The 24,377-nt window shown below is 63.2% G+C and carries 24 protein-coding genes; 19 read left to right on the top strand and 5 right to left on the bottom strand.

What is annotated here, in order from left to right:
• Nucleotides 1-296 precede the first annotated feature (296 nt).
• The 4 genes from BT125_RS26655 (at nt 297) to BT125_RS26635 (ending at nt 4,772) form a co-directional block, all read left to right on the top strand.
• Nucleotides 297-2,207: a sigma-54-dependent Fis family transcriptional regulator gene (locus BT125_RS26655; RefSeq protein WP_072411962.1), complete on the top strand. Its 1,911-nt coding sequence runs from the start codon at nt 297-299 to the stop codon at nt 2,205-2,207.
• A 309-nt stretch (nt 2,208-2,516) separates the two neighbouring features.
• The gene (mpl, locus tag BT125_RS26645; RefSeq protein WP_072411958.1) at nt 2,517-3,866 is read left to right on the top strand and encodes a UDP-N-acetylmuramate:L-alanyl-gamma-D-glutamyl-meso-diaminopimelate ligase; all 1,350 of its coding nucleotides are present in this window, start codon (nt 2,517-2,519) and stop codon (nt 3,864-3,866) included.
• Nucleotides 3,863-4,495 carry a flavin prenyltransferase UbiX gene (gene ubiX / locus BT125_RS26640; protein WP_072411946.1) on the top strand — a complete coding sequence of 211 codons (633 nt, stop codon included), beginning with the start codon at nt 3,863-3,865 and terminating at the stop codon, nt 4,493-4,495. Before mpl ends, ubiX begins: the two co-directional genes overlap by 4 nt.
• On the top strand, nt 4,488-4,772 hold the full coding sequence (locus BT125_RS26635) for a YceK/YidQ family lipoprotein (protein WP_072411944.1): 285 nt from the start codon (nt 4,488-4,490) through the stop codon (nt 4,770-4,772). Before ubiX ends, BT125_RS26635 begins: the two co-directional genes overlap by 8 nt.
• 189 nt (nt 4,773-4,961) lie before the next feature.
• Here BT125_RS26635 and BT125_RS26630 read toward each other — a convergent pair whose 3' ends face one another.
• The 3 genes from BT125_RS26630 to BT125_RS26620 all read right to left on the bottom strand — a co-directional run bounded on the left by BT125_RS26630 (nt 4,962) and on the right by BT125_RS26620 (nt 7,907).
• Nucleotides 4,962-5,603 (bottom strand): oxidoreductase, encoded by a 642-nt coding sequence (locus tag BT125_RS26630; protein WP_072411942.1) that lies wholly within the window; start codon nt 5,601-5,603, stop codon nt 4,962-4,964.
• Between the two features lie 27 nt (nt 5,604-5,630).
• Nucleotides 5,631-7,349, bottom strand: a complete 1,719-nt coding sequence (locus BT125_RS26625) for a C13 family peptidase (RefSeq protein WP_072411940.1) — start codon at nt 7,347-7,349, stop codon at nt 5,631-5,633.
• Between the two features lie 102 nt (nt 7,350-7,451).
• Nucleotides 7,452-7,907: a MaoC family dehydratase gene (locus BT125_RS26620; protein WP_060740471.1), complete on the bottom strand. Its 456-nt coding sequence runs from the start codon at nt 7,905-7,907 to the stop codon at nt 7,452-7,454.
• 358 nt (nt 7,908-8,265) lie between these two features.
• On the opposite strand from BT125_RS26620, the gene BT125_RS26615 reads away from it, so the two are divergent.
• Genes BT125_RS26615 through BT125_RS26605 form a run of 3 tightly spaced genes read left to right on the top strand, consistent with a single transcriptional unit; the run spans nt 8,266 to nt 9,945 of the window.
• A complete protein-coding gene (locus BT125_RS26615) occupies nt 8,266-8,631 on the top strand; it encodes a CidA/LrgA family protein (protein WP_072411938.1) in 366 nt (121 codons plus the stop codon).
• On the top strand, nt 8,628-9,344 hold the full coding sequence (locus BT125_RS26610) for an LrgB family protein (protein ID WP_072411936.1): 717 nt from the start codon (nt 8,628-8,630) through the stop codon (nt 9,342-9,344). Before BT125_RS26615 ends, BT125_RS26610 begins: the two co-directional genes overlap by 4 nt.
• A 10-nt stretch (nt 9,345-9,354) precedes the next feature.
• Entirely contained in the window at nt 9,355-9,945 is a 591-nt protein-coding gene (locus BT125_RS26605) for an LON peptidase substrate-binding domain-containing protein (RefSeq protein ID WP_072411934.1), read from the top strand.
• Nucleotides 9,946-10,099: 154 nt separating this feature from the next.
• Here the strand turns inward: BT125_RS26605 and BT125_RS26600 are convergent, their stop codons facing one another.
• Both BT125_RS26600 and BT125_RS26595 read right to left on the bottom strand, forming a co-directional pair.
• A complete protein-coding gene (locus tag BT125_RS26600; RefSeq protein ID WP_072411932.1) occupies nt 10,100-11,416 on the bottom strand; it encodes a bifunctional DedA family/phosphatase PAP2 family protein in 1,317 nt (438 codons plus the stop codon).
• A 187-nt stretch (nt 11,417-11,603) separates the two neighbouring features.
• A complete protein-coding gene (locus BT125_RS26595) occupies nt 11,604-12,281 on the bottom strand; it encodes a DNA-3-methyladenine glycosylase (RefSeq protein ID WP_072411930.1) in 678 nt (225 codons plus the stop codon).
• 196 nt (nt 12,282-12,477) lie between these two features.
• Here BT125_RS26595 and BT125_RS26590 point away from each other — a divergent pair, with 196 nt between their 5' ends.
• The 12 genes from BT125_RS26590 to lipA all read left to right on the top strand — a co-directional run bounded on the left by BT125_RS26590 (nt 12,478) and on the right by lipA (nt 23,912).
• The gene (locus BT125_RS26590; RefSeq protein WP_060740477.1) at nt 12,478-13,749 is read left to right on the top strand and encodes a glutamate-5-semialdehyde dehydrogenase; all 1,272 of its coding nucleotides are present in this window, start codon (nt 12,478-12,480) and stop codon (nt 13,747-13,749) included.
• Nucleotide 13,750: 1 nt separating this feature from the next.
• Complete coding sequence (gene nadD, locus BT125_RS26585; protein WP_072411928.1) at nt 13,751-14,437, top strand: nicotinate-nucleotide adenylyltransferase; 687 nt, start codon at nt 13,751-13,753, stop codon at nt 14,435-14,437.
• A 71-nt stretch (nt 14,438-14,508) separates the two neighbouring features.
• On the top strand, nt 14,509-15,003 hold the full coding sequence (gene rsfS, locus BT125_RS26580; protein ID WP_058543147.1) for a ribosome silencing factor: 495 nt from the start codon (nt 14,509-14,511) through the stop codon (nt 15,001-15,003).
• 9 nt (nt 15,004-15,012) lie between these two features.
• Nucleotides 15,013-15,480, top strand: a complete 468-nt coding sequence (rlmH, locus tag BT125_RS26575; RefSeq protein WP_047229490.1) for a 23S rRNA (pseudouridine(1915)-N(3))-methyltransferase RlmH — start codon at nt 15,013-15,015, stop codon at nt 15,478-15,480.
• 9 nt (nt 15,481-15,489) lie between these two features.
• Entirely contained in the window at nt 15,490-17,385 is a 1,896-nt protein-coding gene (gene mrdA, locus BT125_RS26570) for a penicillin-binding protein 2 (protein WP_072411926.1), read from the top strand.
• Nucleotides 17,386-17,416: 31 nt separating this feature from the next.
• The gene (gene rodA, locus BT125_RS26565) at nt 17,417-18,520 is read left to right on the top strand and encodes a rod shape-determining protein RodA (RefSeq protein ID WP_163006686.1); all 1,104 of its coding nucleotides are present in this window, start codon (nt 17,417-17,419) and stop codon (nt 18,518-18,520) included.
• Nucleotides 18,521-18,537: 17 nt separating this feature from the next.
• Nucleotides 18,538-19,548 (top strand): lytic murein transglycosylase B, encoded by a 1,011-nt coding sequence (gene mltB, locus BT125_RS26560; RefSeq protein WP_060740480.1) that lies wholly within the window; start codon nt 18,538-18,540, stop codon nt 19,546-19,548.
• On the top strand, nt 19,548-20,558 hold the full coding sequence (locus BT125_RS26555; RefSeq protein WP_072411922.1) for a septal ring lytic transglycosylase RlpA family protein: 1,011 nt from the start codon (nt 19,548-19,550) through the stop codon (nt 20,556-20,558). The genes mltB and BT125_RS26555 overlap by 1 nt, the downstream gene beginning before the upstream one ends.
• A 168-nt stretch (nt 20,559-20,726) precedes the next feature.
• Complete coding sequence (locus BT125_RS26550) at nt 20,727-21,884, top strand: D-alanyl-D-alanine carboxypeptidase family protein (protein ID WP_072411920.1); 1,158 nt, start codon at nt 20,727-20,729, stop codon at nt 21,882-21,884.
• 81 nt (nt 21,885-21,965) lie between these two features.
• Nucleotides 21,966-22,241 carry a DUF493 domain-containing protein gene (locus BT125_RS26545; protein WP_053125656.1) on the top strand — a complete coding sequence of 92 codons (276 nt, stop codon included), beginning with the start codon at nt 21,966-21,968 and terminating at the stop codon, nt 22,239-22,241.
• Nucleotides 22,241-22,888, top strand: a complete 648-nt coding sequence (lipB, locus tag BT125_RS26540; protein ID WP_072411918.1) for a lipoyl(octanoyl) transferase LipB — start codon at nt 22,241-22,243, stop codon at nt 22,886-22,888. The genes BT125_RS26545 and lipB overlap by 1 nt, the downstream gene beginning before the upstream one ends.
• 1 nt (nt 22,889) lies before the next feature.
• Nucleotides 22,890-23,912, top strand: coding sequence for a lipoyl synthase (gene lipA, locus BT125_RS26535; RefSeq protein WP_014340371.1), 1,023 nt, complete (start codon nt 22,890-22,892; stop codon nt 23,910-23,912).
• The last annotated feature ends 465 nt before the right edge of the window (nt 23,913-24,377 follow it).

The raw sequence follows: 24,377 nt of genomic DNA, 5'->3' as shown, positions 1-24,377 counted from the left end.
GACAGTCTGTGACTGACAGGTCGCGCCAGCATTGCAAAGGCGGTTGGGCTGGAGGATGCTGGGCTTCGATCCTGGAATCTCTGGCAAATGTATTTTTGTGGCAGGACAGCTTTTGTGGCGAGGGAGCTTGCTCCCGCTGGGCTGCGCAGCAGACCCAAAAGTGTTCACATCAGATCGAAGGCGACTGCTGCGCAGTCGAGCGGGAGCAAGCTCCCTCGCCACGGGGTTCGGTGTTCACAGTTAGCTATTCGCCAGTTGCTCCAGTGAGGCAGGTCCTTCGGGGAGAACAATAAGAAATGCACAGCAACCATTTGAGTCGCCATGCCCAGCAAGTCCTGACGGTCACCCAGGGCAAGGCCCATTTGCAGGGCCCTGGCAGCGATCCGTCGATTGCCCGTTCCTGGCTGCGCTGCCTCGAGGACTATCACCTCGACCCGGCCCAGAACCTGGCGCCGACGGTGCTTGAGCACGGCCGGGTGCTGGAGAGCCGCGAGCGCTTGCAACAGGTGCTGCACATCGCCGGCAATGAAATGACCAGCCTGCACCAGCAACTCTCCGGCGCCGGCCACGCGGTGCTGCTGACCGACGCCCGGGGCGTGATCCTCAACTGCGTCACCGCCCCCAGTGAACGGAAGATTTTCGAACGGGCCGGCCTCTGGCTCGGCGCCGACTGGAGCGAAGCCTGCGAAGGCACCAACGGCATCGGCACCTGCCTGGTGGAACGCCAGGCCCTGACCATCCACCAGGAAGAACACTTTCGCGGCCGCCACACCGGCCTGACCTGTTCGGCCAGCCCGGTGTTCGATCCCCAGGGCGAGTTGCTGGCGGTGCTCGACGTCTCCTCGGCCCGGCCGGACGTGTCGCGCCAGAGCCAGTTTCACACCATGGCTTTGGTCAATCTCTCGGCGAAGATGATCGAGAGCTGCTATTTCCTCCGTTGCTTCGACAATCAATGGCTGCTGCGCTTTCATTTGCAGGCCGAATCCGTGGGGCTGTTCAGCGAGGGCTTGCTGGCGTTCGATGGCGAAGGGCGGATCTGCGCGGTCAACCAGAGCGCCCTCAATCTCTTGGGGCATATTCGCGGCAGCTTGCTAGGCCAGCGGGTGGAAGACTTCTTCGACTGTTCACTGGACGAGTTGCTGGGCCGGGCCAGCGCCCAGGCCAGTGCCAGTTGGCCGCTGCGCACCCGTGATGGCCGGCATTTGTTCGCGGTGTTGCGTGGGCAGCCGCGCAGTGTGCCGGTGCCGGTCGTGCCGGCGCTGCTCAAGGCCGTCGAGCCCGCGCGGCTGCCGGGTATCTGCCTGGGGGACGCGGCGTTGCAGGAGCATTTTCGCAAGGCACTGCGGGTGTTCGAGCGCGATGTGCCGTTGCTGATCCATGGTGAAACCGGCTCGGGCAAGGAGGCGTTCGCCAAGGCCGTGCACCACGCCAGCCAGCGCGCCGGCAAGCACTTCGTCGCCCTCAACTGCGCGGCCATTCCCGAAAGCCTGATCGAGAGCGAACTGTTCGGTTATCGCGGCGGCAGCTTCACCGGCGCGCGCAAGGAAGGCATGCGCGGCAAGCTGCAACAGGCCGACGGCGGCACGTTGTTCCTCGATGAAATCGGCGACATGCCCCTGGCCTTGCAGACTCGTTTGCTGCGGGTGCTGGAAGATCGCCAGGTGGTGCCCATCGGCGGCGAGCCCGAGGCGGTGAACGTGCGCATCATCAGCGCCACCCACCGGCAGTTGCTCGACCGGGTGCGGGATGGCAGTTTCCGCGAGGATTTGTACTACCGCCTCAACGGCCTGGAAATCCCCCTCCCGGCGTTGCGCGAGCGCAGTGACAAGTCGCAGTTGCTGGATTTTCTGTTGGCTGAGGAGAGCGGGGGCGAGACGGTGCTCATCGACGAGCCGGCGCGTCAGGCGTTGCTGGGATTCGACTGGCCGGGCAATGTGCGGCAACTGCGTAACGTCCTGCGCACCCTGGCCGCGCTGTGCGAAGGCGGGCGGATTGGGTTGGAGGACTTGCCGGCGATGATCCGCCAGCGCCCGGTTGCTGTGGCGGTCGAAGCGGTGGCCGCGCGGCCGCTGGACGATGCCGAACGGTTGGCCTTGATCGAAGCACTGGAGCGCCAGCGCTGGCACATGACCCACACCGCCGAACAACTGGGCATCAGCCGCAATACCCTTTACCGGAAGCTGCGCAAACACGCCATCGCCCGCTGAGCCACTGATAGTTGATCGGCTGACGGCTGTTGTGGCGAGGGAGCTTGCTCCCGCTGGGCTGCGCAGCAGCCCCAAGCTTTCTTTCCACCCTGAAACCGAAGGCGACTGCTGCGCAGTCGAGCGGGAGCAAGCTCCCTCGCCACAAAAGCCGGGTAGTACATTCAACATCGCCGCAAACTGACCCACCGCTATCGCGAGCAAGCTCGCTCCCACAGGGATTTGCAGTGTCCTGATGGCTGCCGTTCGAAACACAAGGTGCGATTTCCCCCTCCCTACGCTAACCTGCGGCCATGTTTTACGAGGTCGACTATGCACATCCATATTCTCGGTATTTGCGGCACTTTCATGGGTTCGATGGCGGTCCTGGCCAAGGAGCTGGGCCATCACGTGACCGGTTCCGACGCCAACGTCTATCCGCCGATGAGCACCCAGCTGGAAGCCCAGGGCATCGAACTGACCCAAGGCTACGACCCGGCACAACTGGACCCAGCACCGGACCTGGTGGTCATCGGCAACGCCATGTCCCGGGGCAACCCGGCGGTGGAGTACGTGCTCAACAAAGGCCTGCCGTACGTGTCCGGGCCGCAGTGGCTGGCCGATCACGTGTTGCAGGGCCGTTGGGTCCTGGCCGTGGCCGGCACCCACGGCAAGACCACCACCAGCAGCATGCTCGCCTGGGTCCTGGAACACGCCGGCATGAGCCCGGGTTTCCTGATCGGTGGCGTGCCGCAGAATTTCTCGGTGTCGGCGCGCCTGGGTGGCACGCCGTTCTTCGTGATCGAGGCGGATGAATACGACAGCGCGTTTTTCGATAAACGCTCGAAATTCGTCCACTATCGTCCACGCACGGCGATCCTCAACAACCTTGAGTTCGATCACGCCGACATCTTCCCCGACTTAGCGGCCATCGAACGGCAGTTCCACCATTTGGTGCGCATCATCCCGAGCGAAGGCCTGGTGATCCATCCGACCACCGAACCGGCCTTGCAGCGCGTCATTGAAATGGGCTGCTGGACCCCGGTGCAAACCACCGGCGCGGGCGGTCAATGGCAGGTGAAGTTGCTCAAGGATGACGGTTCGCAATTTGAAGTCATGTTCGAAGGCCAGTCCCAAGGCGTGGTCGAGTGGGACATGACCGGCCAGCACAACGTCGCCAACGCCCTGGCGACGTTGGCGGCGGCCCGGCATGTCGGCGTGGTGCCGTCCATGGGCATCGCCGCGTTGAGCGCGTTCAAGAGCGTGAAGCGGCGGATGGAGAAAGTCGCCGAGGTCAACGGCATCACCATTTATGACGACTTCGCTCACCACCCGACCGCCATCGCCACCACCCTCGACGGTTTGCGCAAGCGCATCGGCGAGGCGCCGCTGATCGCGATCATCGAGCCGCGCTCCAACTCCATGAAGCTCGGCGCTCACCGCGATGGCCTGCCGGAAAGCGTGGTCGATGCCGACCAGGTGATCTGGTACGCACCGGCCAACCTGGGCTGGGACCTCGGCGCCACCGCCGCGCTGTGCACGGTGCCGTCGATTGTCAGCGATTCCCTGGAGGGCATCATCGAGCGCGTGAAGAGCCAGGCCCAGCCCGGTACCCACGTGGTGATCATGAGCAACGGCGGCTTCGGCGGCCTGCACGGCAAACTGGCCGAGGCGCTGCGATGAACAACAGTCCGGAACGCATCACCCTGGCGATGACCGGCGCTTCCGGCGCCCAGTACGGCTTGCGCCTGCTCGATTGCCTGGTGCGCGAAGACCGCGAGGTGCACTTCCTCATCTCCAAGGCCGCGCAACTGGTGATGGCCACCGAGACCGACGTGACCCTGCCGGCCAAGACCCAGATGATGCAGGCCTTCCTCACCGAATACACCGGTGCGGCGGCGGGGCAGATTCGCGTGTACGGCAAGGAAGACTGGATGTCACCGGTGGCCTCGGGCTCCGGCGCGCCAGCGGCCATGGTGGTGGTGCCGTGTTCCACCGGGACGCTGTCGGCGATTGCCACCGGGGCCTGCAACAACCTGATCGAGCGGGCGGCGGACGTCACGCTCAAGGAGCGCCGCCCGTTGATCCTGGTGCCGCGGGAAGCGCCGTATTCGAGCATTCACCTGGAGCACATGCTCAAGCTGTCGAACATGGGCGTGACCATCCTGCCGGCCTCGCCGGGTTTCTATCACCAGCCGCAGACCATCGACGACCTGATCGATTTCGTCGTCGCGCGGATTCTCAACCTGTTGAACATCCCCCAGGACATGCTGCCGCGCTGGGGCGAACATCATTTGAGCAGCGATGAATAAGCTGCTGATCGTGCTGCTGGCGCTGCAGCTGACCGGCTGCGCCACCGCCCGCACCCTCGACGCCGCCAAGCCCGGTGCGCCGGTGGTATACGCGGGCACGCGCCTGGATCTTTACGCGCTCAACGGCGGCTGCTGCGCCAAGGACCGCTTCGGGGCCGAGGCGCCGAGCTACCCCGGCGTCGATCTGCCGGGCAGTGCGCTGCTGGATACCTTGTTGTTGCCGTTGTCGCTGTTCACGGCGATAGGCGTGGGGTTCCGGGCGACTGGGGGGATGTAGCGCACGCGTGCTCTGTGATGAGCCGATTTGCCCGTGGCGAGGGAGCTTGCTCCCGCTCGACTGCGCAGCAGTCGCCTTAGGATTTGAGTCAAACCCCAGAAGCTTGGGGCCGCTTCGCAGCCCAGCGGGAGCAAGCTCCCTCGCCACAATAAGAAGTGCTCGGCTTTGGATGGGTGGGGCGCCCCGGGACTATTTACCGAGCTTACGCAACTCATCCGACTCCACCACCCGCACCCCGTCCTGCTCTTCCAGCGCCAGGCGCCACATGGCCCGGGCCAGTTGACAGGCTTCGATGCCGTGGTACTTGCCTGGGATCAGCTTCGACAACGGCCCGGCCAGTTGCTCGGCCAGGCGCGGTTCGACGCGGTCGCCCAGCAGCAGGGAAGGGCGGCAAATGGTCAACTGCGGCCAGTCCTGGGCCTTGAGGGCCGCCTCCATCTCACCCTTGACCCGGTTGTAGAAGATCGATGACTTGGCGTCGGCCCCGAGGGCACTGATGACCACCAGGTGCCGCGCGCCCAGTTCCCGGGCGCGCTTGGCAAACGCCACCACCAGGTCCAGGTCCACCGCGCGAAAGGCTGCTTCGGAACCGGCTTTCTTGAGGGTGGTGCCGAGGCAGCAAAAGGCAATGTCGACCTGGCCGCTGAGTTGAGGCAACACCTGGGCCGGCTCCCCCACCGGGTTTTCCAGGCGCGTATGTTCGGCCAGTGGCCGGCGCGTGGGGGCCAGGACCCGGGTGATGGTCGGCTCGTTGAGCAACCGGTCCAGTAGATGTTCCCCGGTCAGGCCGGTAGCTCCGGCGAGCAAAACATGCTGAGGCGTCAAGTACATAGTGTTTCCCCCTTGATACGGTTCAGCTTAGTTGCTCTTTGTGGCCCCGTCGTTCAATGCAGTACTTTGCAATGCTTTCCGGGCCTGCTGCTTGCGCAGCAATTGCCAGTGGGAAAGGACTGTCCTGGGCGCCCATATCTGCGGTTCGGAGGCTTCGAAATTGTCCGCCTGTTCCCGTTCGGCCACGGTGGCCTTGGCCCGCTTGAAAGCCTGTTCCAGGTCGTCGGTCTGGTTCAAGGCCTGGGCGAACAGCGCGTCGCCGAAGTAGGTGAAGTTGGCTTCCTCGGAGCAGCCGAAGGACACCCGGTCGGCCCGGGAAGCGGTCATGATCAAGGTGCGTTCATCCTTGAGCGCCGGGATGAAGCCGCCGGAGTAGCAGGCCGAGATCACCACGATCTTGTCGCGGTTCTTCAGCGGCGCCAGGACCACGGCCAGTTCATCGGCGGGCAGGTCGGCCAGCTCCATGCGCGGCTGGTCGAGCACCAGTTCATGCTCGCTGGTGCCGTGGCTGGTCAGGTAGATGAAGATCAGGTCTTCCGGGCCACTGCGCTCGGCCAGGGTCGCGGCGGCGCGGCGCAGGCTTTCGCGGCTGGCCATGGGCCGGTCGCCGAGATGATCGCGGTGGTTCACCAGGCGGATCTGCCCGAACGCGCCGAAACGGCTGGCGAGCATGTTGGCGACATAGTCGGATTCGCGCAGGAACACGCTTTGCTTGCCGTCGCCGCCCAGGGTCAGGCTGTACAGTTCCACCGCCGGGGTCGAGGCCGGGATGTTGGCCAGGGCCTCCTCCAGCAGGCGGCCCTGGGCCAGCAGGCCAAGTTCGAGCACATCCGGCAACAGCCTGCCGTCCGCGTCGCGTACCCGTTGGCCATTGGCCCAGGTGCCGCTTTGCACGGTGCCATCGGTCAGCACCAGGGTGCCGCGTCCGTGGTAGCTGTCGTTTTCGAACTGGCCGATGTAGAAACTGCCGTCGGGCAGGTTCAGGCGGCCCTGGCCGGTAAAGCGCCAATCATTGAATTGACCGAGGTAGTGGCTGCCGTCGGCACCGATCAGTTCGCCCTTGCCGGTCAGCGCACCGTCCTTGAACCGGCCGATCCAGACATCGCCGTCGGCATTTTCGTAGCGACCGCGACCGTTGAGCTGATTGTTCCTGAAACCGCCGATGTAGACATCGCCATCGGCGCTGTTGAAGGTGCCCTTGCCCTGCAGTTGCCCATCGACAAAATGGCCGGTGAACTGGTTGCCGCTGGCGTCGAAGCGCTGGCCTTCACCGTTGGGCTTGCCGTTGACGAAGGGGCCTTGGTACTGGCTGCCGTCGTCGAGTTCCAGGCGCCCGAGACCGGAATAGCGGTCGGCCTTGAACTCGCCCCGGTAGGTCATGCCGTTTTCCTTGAGCGTCCCTTCACCGTCCCGTCGGCCCAGCTTGAAGCCGCCGGTGTAGCTGCTGGTGGGGGTGGTCAGGCTGCCCTGGCCGTGGAACAGGCCCTGGTGGAACTGGCCGCGATAGACCTCGCCATTGCTGCCGTGCCATTCCCCGGTGCCGTGCCACTGGCCCTTGTCGAACTGCCCGGCATACCAACTACCGTTGGGGTAGTCGATGCGCCCCTGGCCTTGCAGCAGCCCGTCCACCAGGTCGCCGCGATAGCGGCCGCCATCGGGCAGGCGCGCGTCGGGAGGCAGCGGCGATTCGCCGCCGCCACAGGCGGTGAGCAACAGGGTCAGGGTCAGTGGGACGAATAAGCGCATAACGGGATCCAGGTCATCAGGTCACGAGTATGCCGCAGCTTGGTCCCCTGGACATAGGGAAGCGATGCGAAACTGCACGGGCGGTTTCGCGACCGCGCAGGTTTACACGAAACAGAGTGACAGTGGCTCGGCGATGTAGGCCGGTTTTTCCGAACCTTCGATTTCCAGCGTGGCGGTGGCCTTGAGTAGCCATTGGCCGGGTTTTTTCTCGGTGGCGTCCACCAGGTCGACCTTGAGCCGGACCTTGGAATCGACCTTCACCGGTTGGATGAAGCGCACGCTGTCCAGGCCGTAGTTGACGACCATCTTCACGCCTTCGGGCAGGATCAGGATGTCTTCCATCAGCTTGGGCATCAGCGACAGCGACAGGAAACCGTGGGCGATGGTGCTGCCAAACGGTGTCTGCGCGGCCTTGACCGGGTCGACGTGGATGAACTGAAAGTCGCCAGTGGCTTCGGCGAACAGGTTGATGCGCGCCTGATCGATGGTGAGCCACTCGGAACGTCCAAGTTCCTTGCCGACATAATCTTTGAGCGCTGCAACGGGGACGTAGGGCATTGAGACTCTCCTTGGGTTCATCGGTTTTACTTTTCTGGAGCGGGGATTGGCGTCCCCGAAAAACCACTGTAGATCAACATGGCGTGCAAGTAAGGTCACTGAACATGCTTTTTACGAATGCCGACCCATAGCGCAGGCATGCTTATAATGCCGGCGCATTCTTTGCAATTCCGTTCATTTAACGTGTGCGTTTGATTCCGTGGCGAGGGAGCTTGCTCCCGCTTGAGTGCGAAGCGCTCATGAAATGGGGCCGCTGCGCAGCCCAGCGGGAGCAAGCTCCCTCGCCACGTAATCACGCCGCACGCTTGAGTGAACCGAATTGGCGCGTTCATTGGGCTGTTGCAGGGGGAGAGAGCGGATGTTGCTACGGGGCCTGACCTGGCTGGTGTTTTTTCAATTGCTGGGCACTGCGATCAATCATTTGTTCTTACCGGTGCTGCCGGGGCCGATCATTGGCCTGCTGTTGCTGCTGGGCTATCTGGTGATGCGCGGTGAAGTCAGCGAACCGTTGAACCTGGCCGCCAGTAGCCTGCTGCGTTACCTGCCCTTGCTGCTGGTGCCGCCGGCGGTGGGGGTGATGGTCTATGCCGGGGCGATCGCCGCCGATTTCTGGGCCATCGTTGGCGCGTTGACCTTGTCCCTGGTGCTGTCCGTGGCGCTGACGGGCGTGCTGATGCAGCGCCTGGCCCGCCGTCACGTCGCCGCTGCGGAGGACAGCCAATGATGCTCGACTGGCAGGGCGCCTGGACCTCGGTGATCCATCATCCGCTGTTCGGCATCGGCATAACCCTGGGTGCCTATCAGTTGGTGTTGGCGGCGTTCGAAAAGACCCGCTGGGTGTTCCTGCAACCGGTGCTGATGTCGATGGTGCTGTTGATCGGTGTGTTGCTCGGCTGCGGCATCGGCTATGCCGAGTATCGCAAGAGCACCGAGATCCTCAGCATTCTGCTGGGCCCGGCCACGGTCGCCCTGGCGGTGCCGCTGTATTTGAACCTGCGACGGATCCGGCAGTTGTTCTGGCCGATTTTTACTACGCTGGTGATAGCCGGGGTGTTTGCCACGGGCTCCGCGGTGGTGTTGGGCTGGGCCTTTGGCGCCGAGCACATGATCCTGATGACCATGGCGCCCAAGTCCGTGACTTCGCCGATCGCCATGCTGGTGGCCGAGCAGATCGGCGGCGTGGCGGCCATGGCGGCGGTGTTCGTGTTGATCACCGGTGTACTCGGGGCGATCCTCGGTCCGAGTATTCTGACCCGGTTGGGGGTCCATAGCCCTGAGGCCCGGGGCATGGCCCTGGGGCTGGCGGCCCATGCGGTGGGCACGTCGGTGGCGCTGCAGGAAAGCGAGGAGTCGGGTGCCTTTGCGGCGCTGGCGATGAGTCTGATGGGCGTGGCCACGGCGGTGCTATTGCCGTTGGTGGTGTCGATGACCGTTTAAGGATCTGGTTATGAGCTTGCCGCTTTTCCCGTTGAACACTGTGCTGTTCCCCGGTTGCATCCTCGACTTGCAGATTTTCGAGGCGCGTTACCTCGACATGATTGGGCGCTGCATGAAAAAGGGCGAAGGCTTCGGGGTGGTGTGCATCCTCGATGGCGAGGAGGTCGGCCTCGCGCCTGAAGGCTACGCGCGGGTTGGTTGTGAAGCGCGCATCACTGATTTTTCCCAGCAGGACAATGGTCTGCTGGGCATTCGCGTGGAGGGTGGGCGGCGCTTTATCGTCCATGGCACCAGCGTCCAGGCCGATCAACTGATGGTCGCTGAAGTCGAGTGGCTGGAGGAGGAACCGGAGCAACCGCTGCAAGAGGAAGACGCCGACCTGGTGGCGCTGCTCAAGGCCTTGGCCGAGCACCCGATGGTCGAGGCCTTGAACATGGGCACCGAAGCGACTGGCCAGCAATCGCTGGCCAATCAACTGGCTTACCTGTTGCCGTTCAATGAGCTGGACAAGATCGACCTGCTGCAACTCGATGACCCCCAGCAACGCCTGGATGCGATCCAGGCGCTGCTCGATGAGCTGCAGGGCGAACTGTTCGCCTGACTCAACTCATATTTCACTGAATACCACTGATCCCTTGTGGGAGCGGGCTTGCTCGCGAAAGCGGAGTGTCATCCGACACAGGTGTTAAATGACCCACTGCCTTCGCGAGCAAGCCCGCTCCCACATGGATCTCCAGTGTTCATTGGCCCGCCGCTCAATAGGCATACCGCAACATCGCATGGGGCAAATGCCGCAGCGCGAAGAAGCTGAACACCGCCACCAGCGCCGGCAGAATCAACCACCAGACTTTCGGCGGCATGGCCGGCAGCGGGGTCTGGCGCTGGCTCAGCCACAGGGCGGCCGCACAGACGCTGGCGGCCAGCATGGCGCCGGCGACGATGTCGCTCGGCCAGTGCGCCCCCAGGTAGACCCGCGACAGGGCGATGGCCAGCGCCGGCAAGCAGCCCAGCAACAGCCAGGTCAGGCGCAGGCGTGGCGGTTGACCGCGGCCGGCCAGGACGGCCAGGGTCAGGAACAGCGCGAATGCCCCGGAGGCGTGGCCGCTGGGCATGCTGTAGCTGGTCAGCGGGTCGGTGAGGATCTCCGGGCGCACCCGGGCAAAGAAGTGTTTGCTGCCGGTATTGGCCAAGGAGGTGACCAGCATCGTGCCCCCGGCAAAGATTGCCTGGCGCCATTGGCGTGCCAACAGCAGCAACCCGGTCAGCAGGCTGCAGACAATCAACATGTAGCGGAATTCGCCGATCAGCGTGAAGGTCACGGCGATTTCGTCCAGCGTCGGGCTGCGATGCTCCTGTACCAGGGCCATCAAGCCCTGGTCGAACGCCGTCAGGTAACGAAAGCCGATGAACAGGCCGATCAGGATCACCAGGCCGATGCCGGCGATCAGCGCCGTGGCATGGCGATGGCGACGCAGGCTGCTGTTGACGCTCAGCCCGATCATCACCGCGATGCTGCCGATGACCACGCCGGCCTGTGGCCAGAACCCTTCGGGCAATGGCAGACGGAACGCCGCCCCGGTGGCCCAGCCCGGCAACAGATAGGCCACGGTCCAGCCCGCCGCGGCCAGCACGCTGACGGCGGCGAAGCGTGGGAACGGCATGTCGCACATCCCGGCCACCATCGGCAACATGGGCCGTAGCGGGCCGATAAAACGCCCCACCAGCAGGCTGGCGATGCCATAGCGCTGGAAATAGTTTTCCGCGGCGCTCATCCACTCAGGGTGATGGCGCAGCCCGGGCAGGCGCCGGATATTCTGGTGGAAATGCCGGCCGAGGAAATACGACACCAAGTCCCCCAGCAAGCCGCCGAGCAGGCCCAGCAGCAACGTCTCGCCCAGGGACAACGCGCCGCTGCCGGCCAGCACCGCGATGGCAAACAACAGCACCGTTCCCGGCACGATCAGGCCGGCGATGGCCAGGCACTCCACGCAAGCGACGATGAACACCGCCACCGCCAGCCATTGCGGGTTGACGGTCAGCCAGCCAGTGACGCTATCGAGCCATGGGCCCATAAGGACAACTCCATTGAATAGTGATTGGCATGCAGTTTTTACTGTGTGAACGAAAATTCAAAATCACTGAAGATTCAAACTGTGGGAGCGGGCTTGCTCGCGAATGCGGTGTGTCAGTTGACATTGATTTATCTGACACACCGCATTCGCGAGCAAGCCCGCCCCCACAGGGGGATGCGGTATTTCATCAGGGCAGCAAAAAATAATCACGCCCTTCGACCTGCCCCCGTCGCAACGGGTTACGGGTGCACCACGGAGCGTAGGCAGCATCGACGAAGCGATAGAGCAAGTGTTCATCCCGTCCCAATGGAATACCCAGGCGGGTGGTCTGGATCACATTGACCGTCGGCACGCCCACGTTTTCCACCAGCAAGCGCTCGGGGTCGAAGCGTTTGGCGTCCCAGTCCGGCACTTTCAGCCCCAACGCTTTGCACAGCAGGGTCTGGCCGGCACAGAGTTTCTGCGGTGTGCGCGGCCGGCCTTGGGCGTCGGGGTTGTTCAATAGCATCTGCGCCAGGCTCGTCGGCCCGGAAACGGCATCGACCCACGGGTAGGCCGATTTGATCAACACGGCATTACCTGGACCCTGGGCGCTGAAGTTCAGCGAATCGCCGCCCCGGGCGTAGTACATATAGATGTGTCCGCCATCCAGAAACAAAGCCTTACGTTTTTCCGTGTAGCCCAGCGAGGCGTGGCTGCCTTTTTCGGCAAAGTAATACGCCTCGGTCTCGATGATCCGCGCGCTGAGCCACAGGTCGCCGACCTTGTGGCGAATGACTTTGCCCAGCAGATCTTTGGCAAGGACCTGGGCGTCGCGGTCGAAAAAGGCGTGGGGCAGGGCGTTGGGCGATGGCAAATCGGTCATGGCGATAGACGAAGTGAGGCCAAAGGAAGCGCGATGATAGCAATGGAAAGCTTAATCACCGCTGAACACTCGCTTCAACCGGCTGTTTACGCCTGTTTTACTTCTCCGCCGGTCACCACTGCGAGTCCATGCTGTTAGTCGAGGGTTACGACAGCTATAATCTGCCGCTTTCCCCATCGCCAAGACCACACAGACCATGACTGAGTCCGTTCTTGACTACATGACCCGCCTGGGTCGCGCCGCTCGCGAAGCGTCGCGCATCATCGGCCGGGCCAGCACCGCGCAGAAAAACCGCGCCCTGCAGGCCGCTGCCAATGCGCTGGACGCTGCGCGCGCCGAGCTGTCCGCCGCCAACGAGCTGGACCTGGCCGCCGGCCGGGCCAATGGTCTCGAACCGGCCATGCTCGAGCGCCTGGCGCTGACCCCGGCCCGCATCGACGGCATGATCGTCGGTCTGCGTCAGGTCGCGGCCCTGCCGGACCCGGTCGGGGCGATCCGCGACATGAGCTACCGCCCGTCGGGCATCCAGGTCGGCAAGATGCGCGTGCCCCTGGGCGTGGTCGGGATCATCTACGAGTCGCGGCCGAACGTGACCATCGACGCCGCGAGCCTGTGCCTGAAGTCGGGTAATGCGACCATCCTGCGCGGCGGCTCCGAGGCCATCCATTCCAACCGTGCCATTGCCGCCTGCATCCAGCGCGGCCTGGCCGAGGCCGATCTGCCGGCGGCCGTGGTGCAAGTGGTGGAAACCACCGACCGCGCCGCAGTCGGCGCCCTGATCACCATGCCCGAGTTCGTCGATGTCATCGTGCCACGTGGCGGCAAGGGCCTGATCGAACGGGTCAGCCGTGACGCCCGCGTGCCGGTGATCAAGCACCTGGACGGTATCTGCCACGTCTACGTCAGTGCCCACGCCGAATTGCCCAAGGCCCAACGCATCGCCTTCAACGCCAAGACCTACCGCTACGGTATCTGCGGCGCGATGGAAACCCTGCTGGTGGACCAGGCCGTTGCCCAGGACTTCCTGCCGTCGATGGCCGCCCAGTTCCGCGAAAAAGGCGTCGAACTGCGCGGTTGCGAGCGTACCCGGGCGATCATCGAGGCCGTTGCGGCCACGCAAGAAGATTGGGACACCGAGTACCTGGCACCGATCTTGTCGATCCGCGTGGTCGACGGGCTGGACCAGGCCATCGAACACATCAACCGCCACGGCTCGCACCACACCGATTCCATCGTCAGTGAACACCAGGGCGAAACCCGGCGTTTCGTGGCTGAAGTGGATTCGGCGTCGGTGATGATCAACACCCCGACCTGCTTCGCCGACGGCTTTGAATACGGATTGGGTGCCGAGATCGGCATTTCTACTGATAAGCTGCACGCCCGCGGCCCGGTGGGCCTCGAAGGCCTGACCTGCGAGAAATACATTGTGGTCGGTGACGGCCAGTTGCGCGGACAGGAGCCGGTCTGACTTGGGCGACCTCGACCCGTCAGCCGCTGTGACGACGACAACTCCGCCCCGGCGCATCGGCATCCTGGGCGGCACGTTCGACCCGGTGCACATCGGCCATTTGCGCGGTGCGCTGGAAGTCGCCGACGCCCTGGCCCTCGATGAGCTACGCCTGACGCCCAGCGCCAGGCCGCCTCACCGGGACACGCCGCAGGTGTCGGCGCAGGACCGCTTGGCGATGGTCGAGTGCGCGGTGGCCGGTGTGGCACCGCTGGTGGTGGATGCCCGCGAATTGCAGCGGGACAAACCGTCCTACACCATCGATACCCTGGAGCTGATGCGCGCCGAACTGGCCGTTGATGCCCAGGTTTTTCTGCTTCTGGGCTGGGACGCTTTTTGCGGCCTGCCCACTTGGCATCGCTGGGAAGAGTTGCTCCAGCATTGCCACATCCTGGTGTTGCAACGCCCGGATGCCGACAGCGAGCCGCCGGATGCCTTGCGCAACCTGCTGGCGGCCCGCTCGGTGAGCGACCCGCTGGCCCTGAAAGGGCCGAGCGGACAGATTGCATTCGTCTGGCAGACGCCGCTCGCGGTATCCGCCACCCAGATCCGTCAACTGCTGGCCAGCGGTAAGTCGGTACGTTTCCTGGTGCCTGACGCGGTCCTGGCCTACATCGATGCGCACGGGCTTTACCGTGCGTCGAACTGAAAAAGGCGCGCTTCAAGGCACGTGAATGCGTGTAGCGAAGCGCCCGAACATACGAGCAAAACGAGTTTTATATGACTGACAAAGACGTAAACAAAGTAAAGCGCAAGGGCACCTTCAAGAGCGCCCCGCTGCCTGTAGAGGCGCATACCGGCGTGGCGCTGGTCGGCGAAGAGCTGGTCAAGGTGGCCGTGGCGGCCCTGGAAGACGTCAAGGCCCAGGACATCCAGGTGATCGACGTGCGTGAAAAGCAAAGCATCACGGACTACATGATCATCGCCACCGGTACCTCCAACCGCCAGATCGGCGCGATGCTGGACAAGGTCCGCGAAGCCGTCAAGGCCCAGGGCGTCAAGCCGCTGGGTGAAGAAGGCAAGGGCGACAGCGACTGGGTGCTGTTGGACATGGACGATGTCATCGTGCACATGATGACCGCCTCGGCGCGTCAGTTCTATGACCTGGAACGCCTGTGGGCCGGTGCCGAGCAGAGCCGTTCGGCCAGCGCCGCGCACCACAGCCCGGAAAACCCCCATGAGCACTTCACCAAGCTCAACAAAGACCAGCAATAAGGGACCGCTGTGCGACTGCGCCTGATCGCTGTCGGTTCTCGCATGCCCAAGTGGGTGGAAGAAGGCTGGCATGAATATGCCAAGCGTCTTCCCTCCGAGCTGGCCCTGGAACTGGTGGAAATTCCGCTCAACACCCGAGGCAAGAACGCCGACGTGGCGCGTTTCATCCGCCAGGAAGGCGAAGCCATGCTGGCCAAGGTCGGGCCGAACGAGCGCATCGTCACCCTCGAAGTCCATGGCAAGCCCTGGAGCACCGAGCAGTTGGCGGTGGAGCTTGATCGCTGGCGGCTGGACGCGCGCACGGTCAACTTCATGGTCGGCGGCCCGGAAGGGCTGGCGCCGGAAGTCTGTGCCCGGGCCGATCAGCGCTGGTCGTTGTCGCCGTTGACGTTGCCGCACCCGCTGGTGCGGATCCTGATCGGCGAACAGTTGTATCGTGCCTGGACAGTCCTGTCCGGGCACCCTTACCACAAGTAATCCTGCCCCATGCCCCAGCCGATCCGCATCAAGGACCACGAAAAAGACGCCCGTCTGGTACGGGGCCGCGTCGTGTTCGGTGCTATCACGGTGGTGACGCTGATCGGCGTGCTGATTGCGCGCTTGTATTTCCTGCAAGTGATCCAGTACGAATACCACTCCACCCTGTCGGAAAACAACCGGGTGCACGTGCAACCGATTCCGCCGACCCGCGGGTTGATCTTCGACCGCAACGGCGTGGTGGTGGCGGATAACCGGCCCAGCTTCAGCCTGAGCATGACCCGCGAGCGCTCCGGTGACTGGCAGCAGGTGCTCGACGTGATCGTCGAAGTGCTGCAGCTGACGCCCGAGGACCGGGCGATCTTCGAGAAGCGCATGCGTCAGGGTCGACGGCCGTTCGAGCCGGTGCCGATCCTGTTCGAGCTGACCGAAGAGCAGATCGCCCTGATCGCCGTGAACCAGTTCCGCCTGCCCGGCGTCGAGGTGGTGGCGCAATTGGTGCGGCATTATCCCCAGGGGCCGCATTTCGCCCACTCGGTCGGCTACATGGGGCGGATCAACGAGAAAGAGCTCAAGACCCTCGATCCAGTCAATTACAGCGGCACCCACCATATCGGCAAGACCGGTATCGAGCGCTTCTACGAGCCCGAACTGCATGGCCAGGTGGGGTACGAGGAGGTCGAGACCAACGCTCGCGGTCGCGTATTGCGGGTGCTCAAGCGCACCGATCCGATCCCCGGCAAGGACATCGTCCTGAGCCTGGACATCAAGCTGCAAGAGGCCGCCGAAGCAGCGCTGGGCGGGCGCCGCGGCGCGGTGGTGGCACTGGACCCGAACACCGGCGAAGTGCTGGCGATGGTCAGCCAGCCGAGTTTCGACCCGAACCTGTTCGTCACCGGCATCAGCTTCAAGGCCTACGCCGAGCTGCGCGATTCCATCGACCGGCCGCTGTTCAACCGTGTGCTGCGCGGTCTCTACCCGCCGGGCTCGACCATCAAGCCCGCCGTGGCGATTGCCGGGCTCGACTCCGGCGTGGTGACCGCTTCGAGCCGGGTCTACGACCCGGGTTATTACCAGTTGCCGAACTATGACCACAAGTACCGCAACTGGAACCGCACCGGCGACGGCTATGTGGACCTGGAAACGGCGATCATGCGTTCCAACGACACCTACTTCTATGACCTGGCCCATAAGCTGGGGATCGATCGGTTGGCGTCCTACATGAACAAGTTCGGTCTCGGTCAGAAAGTCTCCCTGGACATGTTCGAGGAGTCCCCCGGCCTGATGCCATCCCGGGAATGGAAGCGGGCGACTCGGCGCCAGGCCTGGTTCCCCGGCGAAACCCTGATCCTGGGGATCGGCCAGGGCTACATGCAGGCCACGCCACTGCAGTTGGCCCAGGCCACGGCGCTGGTGGCGAGCAAAGGCAAGTGGTATCGCCCGCACCTGGCCAAGACCATCGAAGGCCAGAAGCCGGTGGACCCGAACCCGATGCCGGACATCATCCTGCGCAACCCGTCGGACTGGCAGAAGGTCAACAACGGCATGCAGCAGGTGATGCATGGCGCCCGCGGTACCGCCCGCAAGGCGTCCATCGGTGCGCAATACCGGATTGCCGGCAAGAGTGGTACGGCCCAGGTCGTCGCCATCAAGCAGGGCGAGAAGTACGACCGCTCCAAGGTTCAGGAGCGCCACCGCGACCACGCCTTGTTCGTCGGTTTCGCGCCGGCCGACAACCCGAAGATTGTCGTGGCGGTCATGGTCGAGAACGGCGAGTCGGGTTCCGGCGTCGCCGCGCCGGTGGTGCGCCAGATCATGGACGCCTGGCTGCTGGATGAACACGGCCAGCTCAAGCCGGAATACGCGAGCCCCATCACTGCGGAGGCTACGGCCCGTGAAGAATAATTTCGACCGGATCCTCTCCAGCGAAGACGTGATGCGCCGTCGCGCCACCTTGTTGCAGCGCATGCACATCGATGGCCCGTTGCTGATCCTGCTGCTGACCCTGGCCGCCGGCAGCCTGTTCGTGCTGTATTCGGCCAGCGGCAAGAGCTGGGACCTGCTGGCCAAGCAGGCCACCTCGTTCGGCATCGGCCTGGTGTCAATGATCGTGATCGCCCAGCTCGAACCGCGGTTCATGGCGCGCTGGGTGCCACTGGCCTATGTGGTGGGGGTCTGCTTGTTGGTGGTGGTGGACATCATGGGCCACAACGCCATGGGGGCCACCCGCTGGATCAACATACCCGGGGTGATCCGCTTCCAGCCTTCGGAATTCCTCAAGATCATCATGCCGGCGACCATCGCCTGGTACCTGGCCAAGCGTTCCCTGCCGCCGCAGCTCAAGCATGTGTGCATCAGCCTGTTGCTGATCGGCATCCCGTTCATCCTGATCGTCCGTCAGCCGGACCTCGGCACTTCGCTGCTGATCCTGGCCGGCGGTGCCTTCGTGCTGTTCATGGGCGGGTTGCGCTGGCGCTGGATCCTCAGCGTGATCGCCGCCGCCGTGCCGGTGTCGGTGGCCATGTGGTACTTCGTGATGCACGACTACCAGAAGCAGCGGGTGCTGACTTTCCTCGACCCCGAGAGCGACCCGTTGGGCACTGGCTGGAACATCATCCAGTCCAAGGCCGCCATCGGCTCCGGCGGGGTGTTCGGCAAGGGCTGGCTGATGGGCACCCAGTCGCACCTGGACTTTTTGCCGGAAAGCCACACCGACTTCATCATCGCCGTACTGGGCGAGGAGTTCGGCCTGGTGGGCATCTGCGTGCTGCTGCTGATCTATCTGCTGCTGATCGGCCGGGGGCTGGTGATCACCGCCCAGGCCCAGACATTGTTCGGCAAGTTGCTCGCGGGCAGCCTGACCATGACGTTTTTTGTTTATGTTTTCGTCAACATCGGTATGGTCAGTGGCCTGTTGCCGGTCGTGGGGGTGCCGTTGCCTTTCATTAGCTACGGAGGAACTTCGCTGGTGACCCTACTGTCAGCGTTTGGGGTTTTGATGTCGATTCATACGCATCGCAAGTGGATCGCGCAGGTTTGAATAAGGTGAAGAGTTCAATGCAAGCAATGCGCGGCTGGTCGACGCGATATGCGCCGTGGATCGGCCTGGTCGGCTTTCTGGGCAGTGCGTCGCAGGCCTTGGCCGGTGAATACGAAGGCTCGCCACAGGTGGCCGAATTCGTCGGTGAGATGACCCGCGACTACGGTTTTGCCGGTGAGCAACTGATGGGAGTGTTTCGCGAGGCCGAACGCAAGCAGTCGATCCTCGATGCGATCTCCCGGCCCGCCGAGCGGGTCAAGCAGTGGAGCGAGTACCGGCCGATGTTCATCACCGAGGCGCGTATCGCCCGGGGCGTGGACTTCTGGCGCCAGCACGAGGCCGCCCTGGCCCGTGCCGAGCAGGAATACGGCGTGCCGGCCCAGGTCATCGTGTCGATCATTGGCGTCGAGACCTTCTTTGGCCGCAACACCGGGAATTTCCGGGTGATCGACGCGTTGTCGACCCTGGGCTTCGATTACCCGCCGCGTGCCGAGTTCTTCCGCAAGGAGCTGCGCGAGTTCCTGCTGCTGGCCCGTGAAGAGCAGGTCGATCCGTTGACCCTCAAGGGCTCCTACGCCGGGGCCATGGGCCTGCCGCAATTCATGCCCAGCAGTTTCCGCGCCTACGCGGTGGACTTCGACGGCGACGGCCACATCAATATCTGGACCAACCCGACCGATGCCATCGGCAGTGTCGCCAGCTATTTCAAGCGCCATGGCTGGGAAGCCGGCCAACCGGTGGTCAGCCGCGCCGACGTGCGCGGCGAGCAAGTGGACGAGGGCCTGACCGAGGGCATCGAGCCGACGAAAACCGTCGGGGAGTTGCGGGCGTTGGGCTGGTCGAGTCATGATGCGCTGCGTGACGACATGCCGGTCACCGCGATGCGGCTGGAAGGCGAACAAGGCCCCGAATATTGGATGGGCCTGAAGAATTTCTACGCGATTACGCGTTATAACCGCAGCGTGATGTACGCCATGGCCGTATATCAACTGTCTGAAGAGCTGGTCAAAGCACGGGGCGTCAAATAATGCGGGCATTGCCTACCTATCAACCCCTGAAGCTCGTGGCGTTGGCCGCGCTGTCGCTGTTGGTCGTCAGTTGTTCGACCAGCCGCGCGCCGGCCCAGAAAAACACCACCGCCGTACGCGCGACGCCGGGCCTGGACATCAACCGGGCCCACAAGGACGGCGCGCCGTGGTGGGACGTGGATGTTTCGCGCATTCCCGACGCCACGCCGACCCTGCACACCGGTCCCTACAAGGCCAACCCGTACACGGTGCTGGGCAAGACCTATTTCCCGCTGTCCGACTCCAAGCGCTACGTGGCCTCGGGCACGGCGTCCTGGTACGGCACCAAGTTCCACGGCCAGAACACCGCCAATGGCGAGGTCTATGACCTGTATGGCATGAGCGCGGCCCACAAGACCTTGCCGCTGCCCAGCTATGTGCGGGTGACCAACCTGGACAACAACAAGAGCGTGATCCTGCGGGTCAATGACCGTGGGCCGTTCTATTCCGACCGCATCATCGACCTGTCGTATGCGGCGGCGAAAAAACTCGGTTACGCTGAAATCGGCACCGCTCGGGTCAAGGTCGAAGGCATCGACCCGCAGGAATGGTGGGCCCAACGTGGCCGTCCGGCGCCTTTGATGCTCAACGAGCCGAAAGTGGCGCAAAATGCCGCGCCAACCGTGACGGCGTCCACCGGCACGGTCGAGCAGTGGACACCACCGCCGCAGCAACATGCCGCGGCCGTGCTGCCCGTGCAGATCGATGCAAAAAAAAACGCTTCTGCAACAGCGTCTGGCCAGTTTCTGCAAGTGGGCGCGTTCGCCAACCCGGACGCTGCCGAGCTGCTGAGGTCGAAGCTCAGCTCGATGGTGAGCGCTCCGGTGTTCATCAGCTCGATCGTGCGCAACCAGCAGACACTGCATCGGGTGCGCCTGGGGCCGATCGGTTCTCCGGGTGAAGTCCAGCAGGTGCAGAACAGCGTGCGCCTGGCCAATCTCGGTTCGCCGAGCCTGGTCACCGCTGAGTGATTGAATGAGGCCCGCTTGCGGTTGGAGCGGGTCAGGTTGTTGGCTCCATGAATAATAAAAGCCCGGCAAGGGCAGTGAGTGAGCAACTTAAATACGCGGCAGCTCGTTAGAAAGCTGCCTGTTTCAGTTTTGCCTTCGGGCAGTCCCATTAGCGATTTCGAGAGACGGATGAACATCACCACCTTTGCCAAACGCCTTTGCCTGCTAGTCCCGCTGCTTCTCTCACCGGCCGCGTTCGCGGTCGAGATGATGCCGGCTCCCCCTCAATTGGCCGCCAAATCCTTTGTGCTCATGGACGCCAGCAGCGGCGAGGTGCTGGTAGAGAACAATGGTGACCAGCGCCTGCCACCGGCCAGCCTGACCAAGCTGATGACCGCCTACATCGCCACGCTGGAAATCCGTCGCGGCCAGATCGGTGAAAACGATCCGGTGACCGTCAGCGAAAACGCCTGGCGCACCGGCGGTTCGCGGATGTTCATCAAGGTCGGTTCCCAAGTGACCGTCAGCGACCTGCTGCACGGCATCATCATCCAGTCTGGCAACGACGCCAGCGTCGCCCTGGCCGAGCACATCGCCGGCAGCGAAGATGCGTTCGCCGACATGATGAACAAAACCGTGGCCGACCTGGGCATGACCAACAGCCACTTCATGAACCCCACCGGCCTGCCGAACCCTGAGCACTATTCGTCGGCTCACGACATGGCGCTGCTGGCCCGGGCAATCATCCACGAAGACCCGGCCCACTACGCCATCTACTCCCAGAAGGAGTTTTTCTGGAACGGCATCAAGCAGCCTAACCGCAACCTGTTGCTGTGGCGCGACAAGACCGTCGATGGCCTGAAGACCGGTCACACCGAAGAAGCCGGCTACTGCATGGTGTCTTCGGCGGTGCGTGACGGCATGCGCCTGATCGCCGTTGTCTTTGGCACCAACAGCGAGGTGGCCCGTGCCGCCGAGACCCAGAAACTGTTGACCTACGGCTTCCGCTTCTTCGAAACCCAGACCTTCTACCAGAAGGGCACCGAACTGGCCCAGGCCCAGGTCTGGAAAGGTTCGAGCAACCAGGTCAAGGCCGGCCTGGCCCAGGACCTGACCATGACCCTGCCCAAAGGCCAGCTCAAGAAGCTCGCTGCCAGCATGACCATGAACCCGCAACTGACCGCTCCCATCGCCAAGGGCGACGTGATCGGTAAAGTCGAAGTCAAACTGGACGACAAAGTGGTGCACAGCGCTGACCTGATCGCTCTGGACGCGGTCGAGGAAGGTGGTATCTTCCGCCGCATCTGGGATAGCATCCGTCTATTCTTCTACGGCTTGTTCAACTGATCGAAGTGTTGACCTGCATGGCCTCGTTCCCATTCGGAGCGGGGCCATGTGCGTTACCACGGCTTACGAGGCCGTTACGCCATGACAGACTCTGAAGTAAAGGCGCCAAAAATCGAATTTCCCTGCGCGGATTACCCCATCAAGGTAATCGGCGACACCGGCGTGGGGTTCAAGGACAAGATCATCGCGATCCTTGAAAAACATGCCACCGTTGACCACAAGACCCTGGCCGAGCGCCAGAGTACCAACGGCAAGTACACGACGATCCAGTTGCACATCATTGCCACCGGTCAGGAACAGCTCTACGACATCAACAGCGAGCTGCGAGCGACCGGTTTCGTGCATATGGTGTTGTGATGCCGGGCACGCTGGGCTTTCGCGAGCTGGGCACGATGGCCTACGAGCCGGTCTGGCATGCCATGCAACGCTTCACCAACGAACGCGGTAGCACCGCCGACGATGAAGTCTGGCTGGTGGAACACCCTCCGGTGTTCACCCAGGGCCAGGCCGGCAAGGCCGAGCACCTGTTGCTGCCGGGGGATATCCCGGTGGTGAAGGTCGACCGGGGCGGGCAGGTGACCTACCATGGCCCTGGCCAGCTGGTCGCCTACCTGTTGCTGGATGTGCGCAAGCTGGGGTTTGGCGTGCGCGAGCTGGTCACCCGCATGGAAACGTGCCTGATCGAGCTGCTGGCCAGCTACGGCGTGACGGCGGCGGCCAAGCCGGATGCACCGGGTGTCTACGTCGATGGGGCGAAAATCGCCTCCCTCGGCTTGCGGATCCGCCATGGCTGTTCGTTTCATGGCCTGGCGCTGAACGTGGACATGGACCTGGCGCCATTCCGACGGATTAATCCCTGTGGCTACGCGGGACTGGCGATGACCCAGTTGAGCGAGCACGCAGGATCGATTGAATTTGCCGAGGTAAGTGCCCGGCTGCGCGCGCAGCTCGTCAAACACCTCGACTATGCTGAGCAGACGACCCTCACGGGCGGAATCGACTGATATGACTACTGATGCAGTGCAAACCATGATCCCGACGCTGGACGTCACCGAGCGTCCGGCCCCGCGTGCCAAGGTAGAGGCCGGCGTCAAGCTGCGCGGCGCCGAGAAGGTTGCACGCATCCCGGTCAAGATCATCCCCACCACCGAACTGCCGAAGAAACCCGACTGGATCCGCGTGCGCATCCCGGTTTCCCCGGAAGTCGACCGCATCAAGGCCTTGCTGCGCAAACACAAGTTGCACAGCGTTTGCGAGGAAGCTTCCTGCCCGAACCTGGGCGAGTGCTTCTCCGGCGGCACCGCCACGTTCATGATCATGGGCGACATCTGCACCCGTCGTTGCCCGTTCTGTGACGTCGGTCATGGCCGTCCGAAGCCCTTGGACACCAACGAGCCGGAAAGCCTGGCCATCGCCATCGCCGACCTGAAGCTCAAGTACGTGGTCATCACCTCGGTGGACCGTGACGACCTGCGTGACGGCGGTGCCCAGCACTTTGCCGACTGCATCCGCGAGATCCGCAAGCTGTCGCCGAACGTACAATTGGAAACCCTGGTGCCCGATTACCGTGGCCGCATGGACATCGCCCTGGAAATCACCGCCGCCGAGCCGCCGGATGTGTTCAACCACAACCTGGAAACCGTGCCGCGCCTGTACAAGGCTGCGCGTCCGGGGTCGGATTACCAGTGGTCGCTGACCTTGCTGCAGCGCTTCAAGCAGATGATGCCGCATATTCCGACCAAGTCCGGCTTGATGCTGGGCCTGGGTGAGACGGATGAGGAAGTTATCGAGGTCATGAAGCGCATGCGTGAGCATGACATCGATATGTTGACCTTGGGGCAGTACTTGCAGCCTTCGCGTAGTCACTTGCCGGTGCAGCGTTTTGTGCATCCGGATACCTTTGCCTGGTTTGCTGAGGAAGGGTACAAGATGGGGTTCAAGAACGTGGCTTCGGGGCCGTTGGTGCGGTCTTCGTATCATGCGGATGAGCAGGCTAAGTTGGTCAAGGCTGAGCTTCTGGGCTCCTGATTTAGCGGTTTTTTGGTGGTGGGTTGGTGTGTATATCCGTTTCTTCGGTAACGGCTACTTATGGTTCCGCTCTTACAGCGGGTCACTTTTGGAAAAGCGCCAAAAGTAACCAAAAACGCTTTGCCCCACCACTCGGCACCTCGCTTAGGCTCGGTGTGCCCTCACTCCGGCATTGCTCCGTGGGCCGCCGCGAAGGGCCATCCATGGCCCAGCGCGGCTACCTCGGCATCCATGCCGAGGTGCCCACTGCGCAATGCCTGCGTTCGGCCAGCGTGGTTAACGGGGCGCTCCAGATCAAAAGCCACGCGAGGCGGCCTTATAGCCGGCCTGGCTTAGAGTGAACGCGTTCCTCCTGTGGGAGCGGGCTTGCTCGCGAAAGCGATGGGGCAGCTTGCGGTGATGTTGGATGTGCCGACGCCTTCGCGAGCAAGCCCGCTCCCACAGGTTTTTGTGTCGTATACAGAT

It is taken from the genome of Pseudomonas sp. NFACC04-2 (genome assembly GCF_900119265.1).
In the GTDB taxonomy this organism is placed as follows: domain Bacteria; phylum Pseudomonadota; class Gammaproteobacteria; order Pseudomonadales; family Pseudomonadaceae; genus Aquipseudomonas; species Aquipseudomonas fluorescens_AA.
The sequence above is the reverse complement of the archived record's forward strand: the minus strand, read 5'-3'. Positions and strand labels throughout refer to the sequence as shown.